The 14,882-nt window shown below is 42.8% G+C and carries 14 protein-coding genes; all 14 read right to left on the bottom strand.

What is annotated here, in order from left to right; translation table 11 throughout:
* Positions 1–37: 37 nt before the first annotated feature.
* Positions 38–823 (bottom strand): flagellar hook capping FlgD N-terminal domain-containing protein, encoded by a 786-nt coding sequence (locus DXB73_RS03370; protein ID WP_118690149.1) that lies wholly within the window; start codon positions 821–823, stop codon positions 38–40.
* Between the two features lie 32 nt (positions 824–855).
* A complete protein-coding gene (locus DXB73_RS03365; protein WP_182448186.1) occupies positions 856–2,172 on the bottom strand; it encodes a flagellar hook-length control protein FliK in 1,317 nt (438 codons plus the stop codon).
* A gap of 127 nt (positions 2,173–2,299) precedes the next feature.
* Positions 2,300–3,061 carry a hypothetical protein gene (locus DXB73_RS03360; protein WP_022026248.1) on the bottom strand — a complete coding sequence of 254 codons (762 nt, stop codon included), beginning with the start codon at positions 3,059–3,061 and terminating at the stop codon, positions 2,300–2,302.
* A gap of 4 nt (positions 3,062–3,065) precedes the next feature.
* Positions 3,066–3,521, bottom strand: coding sequence for a flagellar export protein FliJ (gene fliJ, locus DXB73_RS03355; protein ID WP_118690147.1), 456 nt, complete (start codon positions 3,519–3,521; stop codon positions 3,066–3,068).
* Between the two features lie 5 nt (positions 3,522–3,526).
* The gene (gene fliI, locus DXB73_RS03350; RefSeq protein ID WP_118506340.1) at positions 3,527–4,840 is read right to left on the bottom strand and encodes a flagellar protein export ATPase FliI; all 1,314 of its coding nucleotides are present in this window, start codon (positions 4,838–4,840) and stop codon (positions 3,527–3,529) included.
* Between the two features lie 60 nt (positions 4,841–4,900).
* Positions 4,901–5,752: a FliH/SctL family protein gene (locus DXB73_RS03345; protein WP_182448185.1), complete on the bottom strand. Its 852-nt coding sequence runs from the start codon at positions 5,750–5,752 to the stop codon at positions 4,901–4,903.
* Positions 5,745–6,755 (bottom strand): flagellar motor switch protein FliG, encoded by a 1,011-nt coding sequence (gene fliG, locus DXB73_RS03340; protein ID WP_022025437.1) that lies wholly within the window; start codon positions 6,753–6,755, stop codon positions 5,745–5,747. The genes DXB73_RS03345 and fliG overlap by 8 nt, the downstream gene beginning before the upstream one ends.
* Positions 6,756–6,804: 49 nt before the next feature.
* Entirely contained in the window at positions 6,805–8,421 is a 1,617-nt protein-coding gene (locus DXB73_RS03335) for a hypothetical protein (protein WP_118506338.1), read from the bottom strand.
* Between the two features lie 37 nt (positions 8,422–8,458).
* The gene (gene fliE, locus DXB73_RS03330) at positions 8,459–8,803 is read right to left on the bottom strand and encodes a flagellar hook-basal body complex protein FliE (RefSeq protein WP_118506337.1); all 345 of its coding nucleotides are present in this window, start codon (positions 8,801–8,803) and stop codon (positions 8,459–8,461) included.
* A gap of 36 nt (positions 8,804–8,839) precedes the next feature.
* Positions 8,840–9,280: a flagellar basal body rod protein FlgC gene (flgC, locus tag DXB73_RS03325; RefSeq protein ID WP_022025440.1), complete on the bottom strand. Its 441-nt coding sequence runs from the start codon at positions 9,278–9,280 to the stop codon at positions 8,840–8,842.
* Positions 9,281–9,345: 65 nt separating this feature from the next.
* Positions 9,346–9,732: a flagellar basal body rod protein FlgB gene (gene flgB, locus DXB73_RS03320; RefSeq protein WP_022025441.1), complete on the bottom strand. Its 387-nt coding sequence runs from the start codon at positions 9,730–9,732 to the stop codon at positions 9,346–9,348.
* Between the two features lie 228 nt (positions 9,733–9,960).
* The gene (gene topA / locus DXB73_RS03315; protein ID WP_022025442.1) at positions 9,961–12,039 is read right to left on the bottom strand and encodes a type I DNA topoisomerase; all 2,079 of its coding nucleotides are present in this window, start codon (positions 12,037–12,039) and stop codon (positions 9,961–9,963) included.
* Positions 12,040–12,095: 56 nt separating this feature from the next.
* Positions 12,096–13,190: a DNA-processing protein DprA gene (gene dprA / locus DXB73_RS03310; RefSeq protein WP_118690145.1), complete on the bottom strand. Its 1,095-nt coding sequence runs from the start codon at positions 13,188–13,190 to the stop codon at positions 12,096–12,098.
* Positions 13,191–13,205: 15 nt separating this feature from the next.
* On the bottom strand, positions 13,206–14,741 hold the full coding sequence (locus tag DXB73_RS03305) for a YifB family Mg chelatase-like AAA ATPase (protein ID WP_022025444.1): 1,536 nt from the start codon (positions 14,739–14,741) through the stop codon (positions 13,206–13,208).
* Positions 14,742–14,882 lie beyond the last annotated feature (141 nt).

Here is a 14,882-nt window from a genome sequence, read left to right as displayed (position 1 = left end):
TGAATCACTCTGATACTGTCTTTCCCGCATCATCTTTCTATGTGTTGCTGTCAGAATTCTCTGTTTTATCAGAATTATCCGGCTTGATCCCCTTAACCTCTATCGTGACCTTGTCTGAAATAATTGTCTTGTTAGCATCATCAAAGACAAATGCAACCGTATAGATACCTGCATCCTTTTGACTGAATGCATCCTTGCTGATTGTTAATCTGCCATCCTTGTATGACAAATACTTTGAATCAACGGCCTTCGTATCCCCGGATGAAGAAACCAATGCAACTGCAAAACTAGTGGCTTCATAACCGTGTGAACCGAGTGAGATACCCTCTACCGTTACATCCTGCGGATCATGATGACGATATACCAATGCCTGTTTTTGTACAGATGGAATATTGTTAGAAATGACATAATTATCATCCAATACTTTAACAATGCTGTCATATTTATACAATGTGCCATCAACCGAAACGTAAGCTTTGCCATTCTGAATCGACACATATTCTACAGTGCCTTGAACTTTCGTTACATCACCTGCTTCGGACTGATCCTCAATATACACTTCTTTGCCAACTAATGTAAAAGCAGAGGTATTGCTCGTCGTAGAATTTAAGTTTTGCATCTGCTCCAACTCTGAAAATTGTGCAAGCTGTGATACATATTCGGTATTATCCGTCGGTTCCAATGGATCCTGATACTTCATTTGCGTCACTAGCAATTGCAAAAACTCTTCTTTACCAAGCTCTGATCCAACTTTGCGCTCTGTTTCCTGAGAACTTTCTGAAATGTTTAGCTTTCCATTTACAACATCTGCTATCGAACTCATTTTGCCTCCTTTCTATCTGTAAAGCTACTGCCTTAAGCAGTAAAATCAACACTTCCGCCATGATCTCTCATGACACTCTTTCTTACACGCTCTGCTTCTTTGTCAGAAGCTTCCTGTGCCTCCTCTTCTGAATCTTCGAATTGAAATCTTCGACTCTTTCCATCGCCCTGTTCCAGATTTTTTGAATCTGCATCATCCCCGCCTCCTTGTGCAAAGGAAAAATCAGATACCGAAATGGATACTGCTTCTACTTTGATCTCCTTTTGCTCTAGTGTATCGCGCAACTGATACATTTGGCTTTCGAGTGCTAACCGCGCTTCTTCCGTTTGCACGGTAAAGTTAGCAGTCATCATTCCTTCTTTGGCAGAAATGGTTAATAATACCTTGCCTAAACGCTCCGGATTAAGCTGCATTTCCATGGTTGATGTCGTATCTGTTACAGATACTCGTATCTGTCTTACAATCTGCTCAATAATCTGTACAGATTGATTTGGCATCGGTGCGTCCTGCACTTCACGTGCCCCCTGCAGATCAAACTGTTGTGCAAACGGTACAGCTTCTACCGACGCGTCAGTCTGCGGCTGACTCGTCTGTACAAAACTCTCGGTTGATGAAGCATTCGATTCGCCGGACATTGTTTTTGACGAATCCGATGAAGGCGTCTGGCCAAGTATAGCTGGTTCTTGCGTATTAACCGCTTTCTGTAATACTTCCCCATCTGATACTACAGGCGCTTGCTCCGGCTTTACAGCGGTTAATTCCTGTAAAATCCCCTGTAAATTGGCATCATCTTCTGATACCGGCTCCATCTGTGCTAAGATTTCTGACACGCCCTCCGGCATCTGTGCAAATTGCTGTAGGATCATCTGATAGTCTGCTAACATCATTTCACTGGTCAACATATCAGTGATGTCTCCGGCACCTTCTGCGGTAAGAACAAATTGCTGTAAAATCTGAGGATCTAATAATTGCAACACGGTAATACCCATCGCCGCTAATATTGCATCCATCTGATCATCATCCAGCTTCAGCACATCTTTCACAATATCCTCTACCAATTCACCGGATATATTGGCATTACCGGTATCATTTAATTGAGAATTTTGCGACTGTGCTACTTTCACATTCTGACCGTCACCGACAACCGGTACCTTATATCCGGCATCGTCTCCGGCATCTTTGACGACCGCCTTTGAAGATTTATCCGCAGACTGCTTTGTCATAGACTGCTGCATCACGGCGCCAAATTGATCACTTCCGCTCACAGCCTGTGTCTTATCAGATTTGGCAAGCATTTCCACTCCTGCATTTTTTACGGAAAGAGCTGACTGAACTCCTGGTACTGTCACATTTTCACCTCCTTTTCTGGCAATATATCTCTGAAAGATCATTGCAATTATTTTATGTAAACGACAAAGTTCGTGATCACACTCCCATTGTCATATACATCATACTATGGCATACCGACATCTGTCATTATTTATCGATGGCAGATATCTTTTTAGAAATCTGTGCTGCAAATGTGCTATCCATTTCCTGAAGGATCGCAGCAGCCTTTTTCTCCGGCATATTTTCAATTATATCACACACCAGATCCAGATCTTCCTTCATTTCCTGCAGCGTTTGCGCCGCTGAAGCCGCCTCCATATTCGAATAATAAGTTGCCAACTCTTTTGCCTTCTCTGTAGAACGCTCAGACTTTACAACCTGTCGATATATTTTCTCTGCATTGTCCGGTGAAATTTCTTCGTAATACTTGCGGTATTCCGAAGCATCCGGCGCATTGTCTGTAAATACTACCTTTTCATCAAATTCCGCCACCCGCTTATTGAATGCGTCTACATCGTCTTTATACTTCTGCAGCTGTTTTACCTTCGCCTCCAGATTTTTGATATAATCCGAATTTGCACTGGTCGTTCCGGATTCGGAAGCAAGTTGTCCCTCCAACTCTTCAATACGGGCATTTGCCGACTTTAATGTTGTATATTTATAGTTGCCTTCCTCTGCCTGCTGTTCCTCTGAAACACTCGGCAATATTTTATTAACAAGCGGAACGTCCTTCAGTACCGGATACAGCACATTACTGCCGATACCTCCCACATCCAGCTTTATCAAAAAAGCAAAAACCACAAGCCAGATTATGATAATGATCAATGCGATCAGCGCAGTCACCAGTTTACTTCCTGCACTTTCCGGCTGATCAATCCCCTTAATCTTTTTATCGTCTTTTTTTGCCATTTTCTTAATCCTCACTTTCTATCTTGCTGCCATGTCGAAAACTTACCAGTTCATCTACTTCTTTCTGCTCTGCAACATTCAGCTCCAGCTTAAACTCTTCAAAAGCACGTTCTTTTAACTTTTCATATGTTTTACGCTCTTTCATGGCATCATCCAGTTTTTTTCTCGCTTTGGCAACTTTCTCTTCCTGCTGTTTTATGATGTGCTGCTGCTCACGAATACAGATCTTCATATCCTCCACAGCTTGCTCATACTGCTTGATCCTCGGCATATCCAATGTATCATGCAAACATTCCGTCAACTGCTGTTCATAATACAGTTTCTTTTGTTCCAGCAAAATCTTTTTTTGCTCTTCTTCCCGTAATTTGGAAATTTCTAAACCGTACTCAGCTTTTGCCTGACTTTCCAGCTTTTCTTTAACAGCCAAAATATTTTGCATTTTGAACACAAACTTTGCCATTTAGACTATTCCTCCTCGAAAATGTCACATAACATTTTTACTTCATCCTCAAAAGTGAATTTTTCATTGACCCCCTGCATCAAATAGTCATTCACCGCATCTATCTTTTCCAGGGCATAATCAATATTTTTATTGGATCCCGGCTTATATGCACCGATATTGACCAGATCTTCTGCCTCTCGATATGTCGCCAATACGTTGTTTAACCGGCCACTCGCCTTTTTGTGTTCGTCCGTCACAATACTGCTCATAACACGAGAAATGCTCTGTAATATGTCAATCGCCGGATAATGATTCGAATGTGCGATCTTTCGATCCAGTACGATATGTCCATCCAAAATGCTTCGTGCGGTGTCTGCAATCGGTTCATTAAAATCATCACCATCGACCAATACCGTATACAGACCGGTAATAGAACCTTTATCCGAACGCCCGGCTCTCTCGAGAAGCTGGGGCATTTCCGAATAAACACTTGGCGGGTAACCGCGGGAAACCGGCGGCTCGCCGGAAGCAAGGCCAATCTCTCTTTGTGCCATTGAAAAACGAGTTAAGGAATCCATCATCAAGAGTACATCTTTGCCCTGATCTCGAAAATACTCTGCGATCGCCGTAGCTGTCATCGCCGCTTTCTTACGGATCAGTGCCGGCTTATCGGAAGTTGCGACGACCATCACAGATCGTTTCATTCCTTCCGGGCCAAGATCACGTTCAATAAACTCTCTCACCTCTCTGCCACGCTCTCCGATCAGTGCGATCACGTTAATATCCGCTTTTGTATTGCGGGCAAACATACCGAGCAGCGTACTCTTACCGACGCCACTACCGGCAAAGATGCCGATTCTCTGTCCTTTACCTACCGTGATCAGACCATCTACCGCTTTCACTCCAAGCGGCAGCACCTCATCGATCAGCTGTCTTGTCAATGGATCCGGCGGTTGTGCTTCAACTGAATAAGGCACCCCACCTTGAATCTCATGATGATCCATCGGGCTGCCCAGTCCATCTAACACACATCCCAAAATATCATCACTGACCATTACCTGAAGCGGTGCATCCGTATTTTCTACGCGACTGCCAACGCCAACACCCTCTGTAGAATCATACGGCATCAACAATACACGATCATCACGAAATCCTACCACTTCTGCATTGATCACCTGATTCGTATCTTTGGTGATAATGTGACATAAATCATTCAATTTTGCGCTCGGTCCTATCGATTCCACCGTAAGGCCGACTACTTTCGCCACTTTGCCCAGACGCTTTTCATAGGACTGTTCCAACAATATATTATATTTCGATAAATCCATGAAATCCATCCGGTCTCACTCCTTTTCCTCTATCTCTGTGGCAAACTAACTTTTCTGTATGCGATGCTCTTATAACGCCAAAGTATGCAGCTTTTCCTGCAGATTCTGTAACTGTACATCCAAGCTGCAGTCAATCATTTTATCCTCTGTCTCAATAATACATTGATTGGCAGACAAGCTGGCATCTTCTAAAATATCAAATTCCGTCTGCTCCGGGAGCTGTTCCTTTAACTCCGCTTTATGTCCTGACACAACTGCCATATCTTCTCCTGAAACCCGAAGAACAACCTGTTTAGGCCGATCCAACGTGCCTTCTGCATTTTGGATCAGATGTAAAATTACCTCTTTATTTTCTGCACACACCTGTCCGGTTAATTTCTCGACAAGTTTTGCTGTCAGATCCGCAAAAAATGATTCCATCTGCTGTCTCTGCTGTCTGATCTGATCTAACTCCTGCTCCACCGACTGACGCAGTTCCTCTTCTATCTGCTGTAACTGTTCCTCCGCAGCCGCAAGTCCTTCCTGCTTACCGGCATCAAATCCCTCAGAATGTGCCATGGTTTTAATCTGTTCAGCTTGTTGTGTCGCATGTTGTACGAGTTCCTCTGCTTCTGCCTCCGCCTTTGCAAGAATGTCATTCTTTTCCTGCATTACCTGTTTGTTCACTTCATCAGATAGTTTTTGGCGTTCTTCCTCGCGTACATCATCCATGTGGATGACCGGTATCCCATCTTGAAACGATTGTGCCTGTCCCGATGCTAACTCCTCAGCCGTAAGCGGTTGAAATGTATAGGAATCCTGTTTTGATTCCTCCGCTGTATACATCTGTGGGATCAGCTCTTCCATTCGTTGTTCCGAATCAATGATATGCTTCTGCTTTGCATCCACATTAAAGTAGACCGATTTTAATACATTAGACAACGATCTCGTCACCTCCACCTCTGGAAATGATAATCTCTGCAGAGTCTTCCAATTTGCGAATAATATTAACGATCTTCTGTTGTGCTTCCTCAACATCTTTCATACGCACAGGTCCCATAAACTCCATGTCTTCTTTGATCATGCTGGCAAGACGTTTGGAAAGATTGCTGAAGATAAGATTCTGTACTTCCTCGTTGGAACCTTTGAGGGCGATCGCTAATTCGTTATTATCCACTTCACGAAGTACACGCTGCACAGAACGGTCGTCCAAGGACAAAATATCCTCGAATACAAACATCTTCTTGCGGATCTCGTCGGCAAGCTCCGGATCCTCGATCTCCATGCTCTCCATAATATGTTTTTCGGTTCCACGATCAACCGTATTCAAAATCTCTACGATAGCATCGACACCACCAACCACGGTGTAATCCTGGTTGACCAAAGAAGATAACTTTTGTTCTAATACTTTCTCGACCTCTTTGATCACATCCGGTGATGTACGGTCCATCTGCGCAATACGTTTTGCTACATCCGTCTGCTTATCCGGCGGCAATGCAGAAATAATTGCAGATGCCTGTCCGGAAGACAGATAGGATAAAATGAGTGCAATTGTCTGTGGATGCTCATCCTGAATAAAGTTAAGTAATTGGCTGGCATCTGTCTTTCGAACAAATTCAAACGGTCGGACTTGCAGAGATGCAGTCAATTTTCCGATCACATCTTTGGCACGTTCTGCTCCCAATGCTTTCTCAAGCAGATCTTTCGCATAGGCAACACCGCCCTCTGCAATATACTGCTGTGCCAGACACACATCATAGAACTCATCCAACACCTGATCTTTCATTGCCGGTGAGACGCTTCTGGTATTGGATATTTCCAGTGTCAATTGTTCAATTTCATCTTCCTTAAGGTGCTTAAAAACATTTGCAGACTTGTCCGGTCCCAATGCGATCAACAGGACTGCCGCCTTTTGTACACCACTAAGTTCTTCTGATCTTGCCATGTTTCACCCTCTTTTCTCGAAAACTGTCTAATTCATGTTCTTCTGCCGCTTAGCTCCAATCATCATTCAGCCAATTACGCAGCAGCTGTGCCACCGCTTCCGGATTCTCATCCACAAATTTCTCAATCATCTTTCTCGTTTCTGATTTATCACTAAATTCTATATCCTCTAAGGACTGGTTCTCTTTGGTTGTGGCAAGCAATTGCTCCACCGAAAGTTCCGGCTCTTCATCTGCCACCTTAACCGGTGCTGTTCCGCGAAGTACAACGAATATCAAAAGTGCAATGATAAGTACCGCTAAGATGATCATTAAATAATCTTTCAAAGAGCGGGATGTGTCTGTCTTTGCTACAAATTTTGGTACTTCATATGCTAACACCGTTATCTTACCGGTATCTACACCTGTAGCATTCGCTACTAATTGGATCTGTTCCGTAGTCAGCTGGATCTCCGTACGTTTATTATTGGCTGCAATATACTCCTCAAAGGTCATATTATCCAAACTGCCATCTTTCTCCAGATCTGCCTCATTATATACTTTGTAACGCAGTGCTACGATAGCCAGACTGGATTGATCCTTCTGTACCGTCGGTATTTCTTTCTTAATGTTTTTGATCGTTTCATCTGTCAGAAGTCCCTCATATTTTTCAATCTTAACAGAATTAGACGAATTGTTTCCTTTATTGATCACGGTATCCGTATCGTCATCATTGGAACCGGTTCCCGGTTCGCCGGATACACCGTTGCTTCCCTCCTGTACATAATTATACAGTTTTGTCGGATAACCATAATCTCGACCATCTGCAACCTTATATTCCTTCGAAAGTTCTTCTGCTTTCGTCATATCGAAAGCGATACCCTGCGTACCAACCTGCACATCATCGTAATCTAATTTCACCAAAAGATCGGTCACGTTGGACGCCATCGTATTACGTAATTTTTCGCAATATTCATCAACACCGCCATTTATGGCTGTTCCAAGGCCACCGGACGTCGAACCATTATACCAGCATGTTCCATCGGTATCGTTGATAATAACATTCTCAACATCCGTTCCAACGGCATTTGCAAGCCAGTATGCAAGCGCCTGCGCTGTCGCCTGATCAAGCTTATCTTCATTTTCTTTATTTACGGTAATGCGCGCTGTAATAGATGTTTTACCTTCCTCATCCAAAATGCTGTATGTACTCTCCGGAACATCGATAAATACATCCGCATCATCAATAAAAGAATACTTTACCATACTCTTTTGAATATCAGATTGCAACGCCAAAATACGCTTTTGGTCTTTTTCGCTCTCTGTTGTCGACATGGAATTGTTAAATGCACTGTCCCATGTATATCCGGTATCTACTAAATTGTTATCGCTCATTGTATACAACGCATCCGTCATATCATCATCATGGACATATAAGGTCAATCCATCTTTTGAAGATTTGTGCGAAACATTTGCATCATCCAATGCCTTTGCCATTGCATTCGCATCATTTAGATTATTAAATTCATTAAATTTTACCCAAGTCGGTCGGGATACAAAATACGTTGTAAGTCCGATCGCGAGAAGAACAACACAGATCACACTTATAATGATCGTCTTCTGCACTCCGGTATATTTATTCCAAAATTCCACAAATTTCGTGGGGATTTGTTTAATTCTTTCCTGCATAACAAGACTCTCCTACTCCCTTATGTATCGGGTTTTATTAGAACTGCATATTCATAATTTCTTTATACGCATCAACAACTGCATCTCTCACCGCAACCGTATATTGCAATGATACATTCGCTTTCTGTTGTGCGATCTGCAGATCATGTATGCTATCGGATTCTCCTAATGCATATTTAATTTCCTCTTCCTCCGCAGCATTGCTGTATGCATTGGTTTCTTCGATAAGATTCAGTGCAGACTGAAACACACTGTCAAACGCAGTTCCCTGTTGCTCCGACTCCACTAACATCGAGTCAGACTTGTCAGTCAATTTAGAAGCAACCTGCGGCGTCTGAAACGCTGTCATCAGATCAACACCTGATAATGCCGTTAGATCCATATTATTTCATACCTTTCCTTTGTTATTTTCTCTTAATTACTGCCCAATCTCCAATGCCTTTAATTCCATATTTTTGGAAGCATTGAACGCAGTGACATTTGCTTCATAAGAACGACTGGCATCAATCATATCTGTCATTTCTGTCACTGTATTTACGTTCGGATAATAAACATATCCGTCTTCATCGGCATCCGGATGCGTCGGATCATACACCATCTTAAGCGGCTCCTCCGTATCCTCAAAAATCTCAGAGATCTTAACTCCCTTACCCATCATTCCGGTTGCACCGGCGAGCGTGTCGCTAAATGTCGGGTAGCTCTTCTCCTCGAAAATAACAGATTTGCGACGGTACACGTTACCATCAGCATCTCTGGTACTGTTCACATTAGCAATATTTTGCGAAATCACATCTAAACGAGTGCGCTGCGCGGTCATACCGGTTGCGCTGATGTTCATCGCTGAAAAAACATTTCCCATAGTTCTCTCCATTTCTGTATAACTGTTTTACTCTCATGCTTACAGCCTGCACTCAGAAACACAAATTATTTCTGCATAACCATCTTAAGACGCGAAAACTCCTGACTGACCGAATCTAACATTGTATAATATTTGATCTGGTTCTTAGCCAATTCCGCACTTTCTGTATCAATGTCGACATTATTACCGTCCAAACGATAATCAACATTGCCATAGTCTGTATAGGTGGTCCCGGTCAGCGTATCCAGGTCAACATTTGCAATATCCTCATCCAAAGAAGACCCAAGTGTTACCGCACTGCTTAAGTATTCCTCAAACTTTAGATCTTTACGCTTGTAATTAGGGGTATCCACATTTGCTATGTTGTTGGAAATCAACGAATTTCTAGTCCAACTTGCATCACATGTCTTTTCCAACACATTGATGTAGTTGTATGCTCCCGATGATATCATAGCTCCAACTCCTTTCTATCCACTGCTCTATATCTGCAATATGCCGGGACATCATCTCCAGCCCTGTAAATCAAGGTGGTAAGGTTGTCCACGTTATTTAAACATAGAAATACACATAATTAATTATAATATAAACCGCATAAATTACAAGTGAAAATTCGAAAAAAAGAGCAGACATAACTATCCTTACAGTTCCATCTGCTCTTTCTGTGTCTTCCTTGACGCTGTTTATTCTTCTGTTTTCTTCGGCATACTCTTTGAAAATCCACATTGTTTATCCATACAAGCAAGCTTATTACCTTTTTCGACCATCGGGCCGCCACATTCCGGACAATGTTCCGTAGACGGTTTCTGCCATGACATAAACTCGCATTCAGGATATGAGAGACATCCATAATAACGTCTTCCCTTTTTGTTCTTGCGGATCACAATCTCCCCGCCACATTTTGGACATGGAATACCTGTCTTTTCCAAATATGGTTTTGTATTGCGGCACTCTGGAAATCCAGGGCATGCTAAGAATTTACCATGCGGACCATATTTAACCACCATATTTCGTCCGCATTCCTCACAAATAACGTCGGTTACCTCATCTTCAATCTTAACTTCTTCCAGTTCTTTCTGTGCCTTTTCCACCGCTTCATGAAGATCCGGGTAGAAGTTACGCACGACCGTTTTCCATGCAACCGACCCATCTTCGACACGATCTAACAGACCTTCCATATATGCTGTAAAATTCACATCAACAATACTCGCAAAAGATTTTTTCATAATGGAATTTACAACTTCTCCAAGTTCTGTGATATATAAATTTTTCTGTTCTTTCGCAACATAATGCCGATTGATGATCGTTGAGATCGTCGGAGCATACGTACTTGGTCTTCCTATACCAAGTTCCTCCAGAGTCTTTACCAGAGACGCCTCTGTAAAATGTGCAGGTGGCTGTGTAAAGTGTTGACTCTTTTCAAAGTTTCCAGCCTTAAGTTTTGTGCCTTTCTCCAAATTGCGGGATAAAGACTTCTTTTCTATCTTATCTTCTTCCGTCTGATAAATAGTCAGATAACCGGAAAATACTACTTTAGATACGGCAGTCGTAAAACGGTACTTATCCGTATCAATCTTGATCGAAGTCGTTTCAAAACTGGCCCCTGCCATCTGGCTTGCCAAAAAACGCTTCCAGATCAACTGATACAAACGAAAATGATCTCTTGACAATGCCTCCTTGACCATAGTTGGCGACAGATCTACATAAGTAGGTCGAATTGCCTCATGTGCGTCCTGAATTTTTTTATTATCTTTTCGGGCAGCTGCAGTCTGCGCCACATAATCTTTACCGTAATTTTCTTCTATATATTCTTTGGCACTCGCCTTAGCTTCATCTGAAATACGTGTCGAATCTGTACGAAGATACGTGATCAAACCAATCGTCCCGCGCCCCTTGATCGCAAATCCTTCATAAAGTCCCTGCGCCAGGCGCATTGTCTTCTGCGTTGAAAAGTTCAACGTCTTTGCCGCCTCCTGCTGCAAAGTACTTGTGGTAAATGGCAATGGACTTTTCTTTCTTCTTGTAGAAGTCTTCATATCAGATACCGTAAATTCCGACTGATTCAATTCAGCGATAATATCATCAAGCTGCTGTTCTGTTTCGATCGGCATTTTTTCTTTTGTCGTTCCATAAAAATCTGCGACAAACGGCTTTTTGTCCTTTTCTGCGCGAAACTCTCCCGACAGAGTCCAGTACTCCTTGGAAATAAAATTGTTGATCTCTGTTTCACGGTCAGCAATGATACGCAATGCAACTGACTGAACACGTCCGGCACTAAGACCTCTCTTAACCTTTGCCCAAAGAACCGGGCTGATCTGATAACCCACCATTCGATCTAACACGCGTCTTGCCTGCTGTGCATCCACAAGGTTCATATCAATGTCTCTTGCCTCTTTGATCGACTTTTTTACTGCATTTTTGGTAATCTCATTAAAGGTAATACGACTGGTATTTTTATCATCTAATTTTAGTGCCTTGGACAAATGCCAAGAAATTGCCTCTCCCTCTCGGTCCGGGTCAGTTGCGAGATATATCTTATCAGCCTTTTTCACTGCTTTGCGCAGTTTTGCCAACAAATCTCCCTTTCCACGGATTGTAATATACTTGGGTTCAAAATCATTCTCTATATCAATACCAAGTGTACTTTTGGGTAAATCACGAACATGTCCATTAGATGCTACGACTTCATAGGTACTTCCTAAAAACTTCTTAATCGTTGTTGCCTTAGAAGGAGACTCGACGATCACCAGATTTTTAGCCATGTTACTACCTGCCTTTCCCTTCTTTCTTACCATACTTTGAAAATACGACTGATCTCTTAAATTTTTAAAGCATAATAATGTTGGCCCACCATATTAACCAACTTCTTCTGTTCTAAGGACGCTAATACTTCCATCGTTTGCGGTACACTAAGTCCTGTCTGTGCAACAATTTCCGATATATGTATCCCATCAAAACCTAAAATAGCATACACTATTTTTTCAGCAGTTTCAAGCATTACCTCATTTTTTTTCTTCTGAGCACTGTAATTTATGTCCCAGAAAGCACCCAGACCATCTAAAATATCTTGAATATCTGTCACAACAGCAGCACCAGATTTAAGAAGTTGATTACCGCCCGCATAACTTGGATCTAAAATATTTCCCGGCACAATAAATACTTCTTTGCCCTGTTCCAGTGCACACTCTGCCGTGATCAACGAGCCACTCCCTTCTCTGGCTGCGATCACAAGTACGCCATCGGATAAACCGCTGATGATTCGATTTCGTCTGGCAAAGTTACTCCGAAATCCTCTGCTGCCGGGTGCATACTCCGAAATTACCGCTCCCCGTCTCTGCATCAGCATATATTGTTCGATATGTTCTCGCGGATAACAGATATCAACACCTGTTCCAAGCACACCATATGTCTTTCCTCCCGGAATGTCTAAAGCACCTTTTTGTGCACTGATGTCAATACCCCGCGCCAATCCGCTTACGACCGCAATGCCATTTTCTGCCAATTGTCTGCCAAATCCGGCTGCAATCTCTCTACTTTCATAACCGGTATTGCGTCCACCAACAATAGCAATCGTCGGTCTATCGGTATCCGGCAGCATTCCGCGGTAAAACAACGCATACGGTGGATCCGGAATATAACGCAGTTTCTTCGGAAACGCCTCGCTTTCCTGTGAACAAAACCGAATCCCCCGCTGTTCCATTCTTTGCATTTTATGTTTGATTTCTTTGACCGTCTCTGGCTTACCAAGCAGCGTTTTATCCCGCTCCGAAAAAACAGGTGATTCTTTTAGCTTTGTTTTGTCACCATAATAGATTTGCTCTGCATTTCCATAAATTTGTTGCAATTCATATCTTTTCTTAGCACCAATCCCTCGTAATGTATACAGCCAATAGGCGAATAATTCCTGCTCCACAGCCTACTCCTTTCTTTAGACATTGACATCTGTGTTGTCTTGCGGAAAACTTCGGTAACAAACTGCTTCACTTAGATGATGACGTTTGATCTCTTGACTGTGATCTAGATCAGCAATACTTCTTGCTACCTTTAATATTTTGTGATACCCTCTTGCAGTCAGTGACTTTTGATCAAAAATCCCCCGTAAATATGCCTCAGCGTCTGCCGAAAGAACGCAATAACGTTTTACCCCCTGCGCCGTCAGTTCTCCATTGTACCGAAAGCTTTCTCCTTCGTACCGTTTTGTTTGAATTTTTTGTGCCTCCATAACACGCTCCCGAATCTGTGCGGAAGATTCCTCCTCTCCACGATTCTCCAATTCATCATAATTTAGCGAAACCGTCTCCGTACATATGTCGATGCGGTCTAAGATCGGACGACTGATTCTGCCAAAATATTTACGGATCTGTGCTGTGGTGCAGTTGCACTTGCGCCGGTCAGGATAGAATCCACATAGGCACGGGTTAGCTGCAGCCACAAGCTGGCATTTGGCCGGATATCGGTATGATCCTTCCAACCTTGATATCGTGACAAAACCTTCCTCTAATGGCTGTCTAAGCACCTCCACAGACTGTCGTTGAAATTCCGGTAATTCATCTAAGAACAGAACACCACCGCTGCTCAGGCTGCACTCACCCGGCTTTGGATACCGTCCACCTCCGACAAGTGCTGTCTGTGGAATCGTATGGTGTGGTGAACGAAAGGGACGTTCCATTACAAGCGGGTGTTTTTCATCCAGCAAACCGCTCACACTATAAATTTTGGAAATTTCCATCTGTTCCTCAAAAGACAAGGGTGGCATAATTCCCGGTATCCTTCTTGCAATCATCGTTTTGCCGGAGCCGGGAGGCCCCACCATCAATATATTATGTCTACCTGCCACAGCCACTTCTACTGCTCGTTTTACGGCTGCCTGACCACAAATATCCCGAAAATCCGGCAAATCCTCTCTCAAATTGCCTATAAATTCCACACGTTCTGTGTCTACATGGATATCCGGAGCATTTTGCAAAAAATCAATGACTTCTGAAAGCAAATGCACTCCAACAACCCGTATTCCCTCCACGATCTGAGCTTCTTTCATATTATCAGCTGGTACAATGCAATAATTGCAGCCATGCTCTAACGCCGTATACACCATAGGAAGAACTCCATTGATCGGCTGGATTGTTCCATCCAGACTTAGTTCACCCAAAAGCATACCACCCTCCAGATATTCCTGTGGAAAGTAACCTAACGCACCTAAAATCGCTGCTGCGATCGCAAGATCATACCCTGTTCCCGCTTTGCGAAAATCCGCCGGTGACAGATTAATTGTTATTTTCTTGGGAGGAATACGAAAACCACTATTTCTGATTGCAATAGATACTCGTTCCTTCGCTTCTTTTACCTCGGAAGCCAAGAATCCGACCATAGAAAAACAAGGCAGTCCATCAGACACATCTGCCTCCACTTGAATCATACAGCCGTCAATCCCTTGAATGGCGGCACAAAAAGTTTCACAGAACATAACGTCCTTTCACTTTATCTTATAGAACTTTCTCTCTCTAATTTGACATTTTAATACACATGTTATATTCTGTCAACCCAAAATCTTATTATCCCAAACTTCGCACATTAAAATGTGCCTATGCACCTTGAAAATTCAATA

The sequence above is a fragment of the Clostridium sp. OM05-6BH genome (genome assembly GCF_003481635.1).
Lineage (GTDB): Bacteria > Bacillota > Clostridia > Lachnospirales > Lachnospiraceae > Butyribacter.
The sequence above is the reverse complement of the archived record's forward strand: the minus strand, read 5'-3'. Positions and strand labels throughout refer to the sequence as shown.

Coding starts and splice junctions, on each gene's coding strand:
- DXB73_RS03370 (WP_118690149.1), bottom strand. CDS start 823: ATGAGTTCGATAGCAGATGTTGTAAATGGAAAGCTAAACATTTCAGAA.
- DXB73_RS03360 (WP_022026248.1), bottom strand. CDS start 3,061: ATGGCAAAAAAAGACGATAAAAAGATTAAGGGGATTGATCAGCCGGAA.
- fliJ (WP_118690147.1), bottom strand. CDS start 3,521: ATGGCAAAGTTTGTGTTCAAAATGCAAAATATTTTGGCTGTTAAAGAA.
- fliI (WP_118506340.1), bottom strand. CDS start 4,840: ATGGATTTCATGGATTTATCGAAATATAATATATTGTTGGAACAGTCC.
- fliG (WP_022025437.1), bottom strand. CDS start 6,755: ATGGCAAGATCAGAAGAACTTAGTGGTGTACAAAAGGCGGCAGTCCTG.
- DXB73_RS03335 (WP_118506338.1), bottom strand. CDS start 8,421: ATGCAGGAAAGAATTAAACAAATCCCCACGAAATTTGTGGAATTTTGG.
- fliE (WP_118506337.1), bottom strand. CDS start 8,803: ATGGATCTAACGGCATTATCAGGTGTTGATCTGATGACAGCGTTTCAG.
- flgC (WP_022025440.1), bottom strand. CDS start 9,280: ATGGGAAATGTTTTTTCAGCGATGAACATCAGCGCAACCGGTATGACC.
- flgB (WP_022025441.1), bottom strand. CDS start 9,732: ATGATATCATCGGGAGCATACAACTACATCAATGTGTTGGAAAAGACA.
- topA (WP_022025442.1), bottom strand. CDS start 12,039: ATGGCTAAAAATCTGGTGATCGTCGAGTCTCCTTCTAAGGCAACAACG.
- DXB73_RS03305 (WP_022025444.1), bottom strand. CDS start 14,741: ATGTTCTGTGAAACTTTTTGTGCCGCCATTCAAGGGATTGACGGCTGT.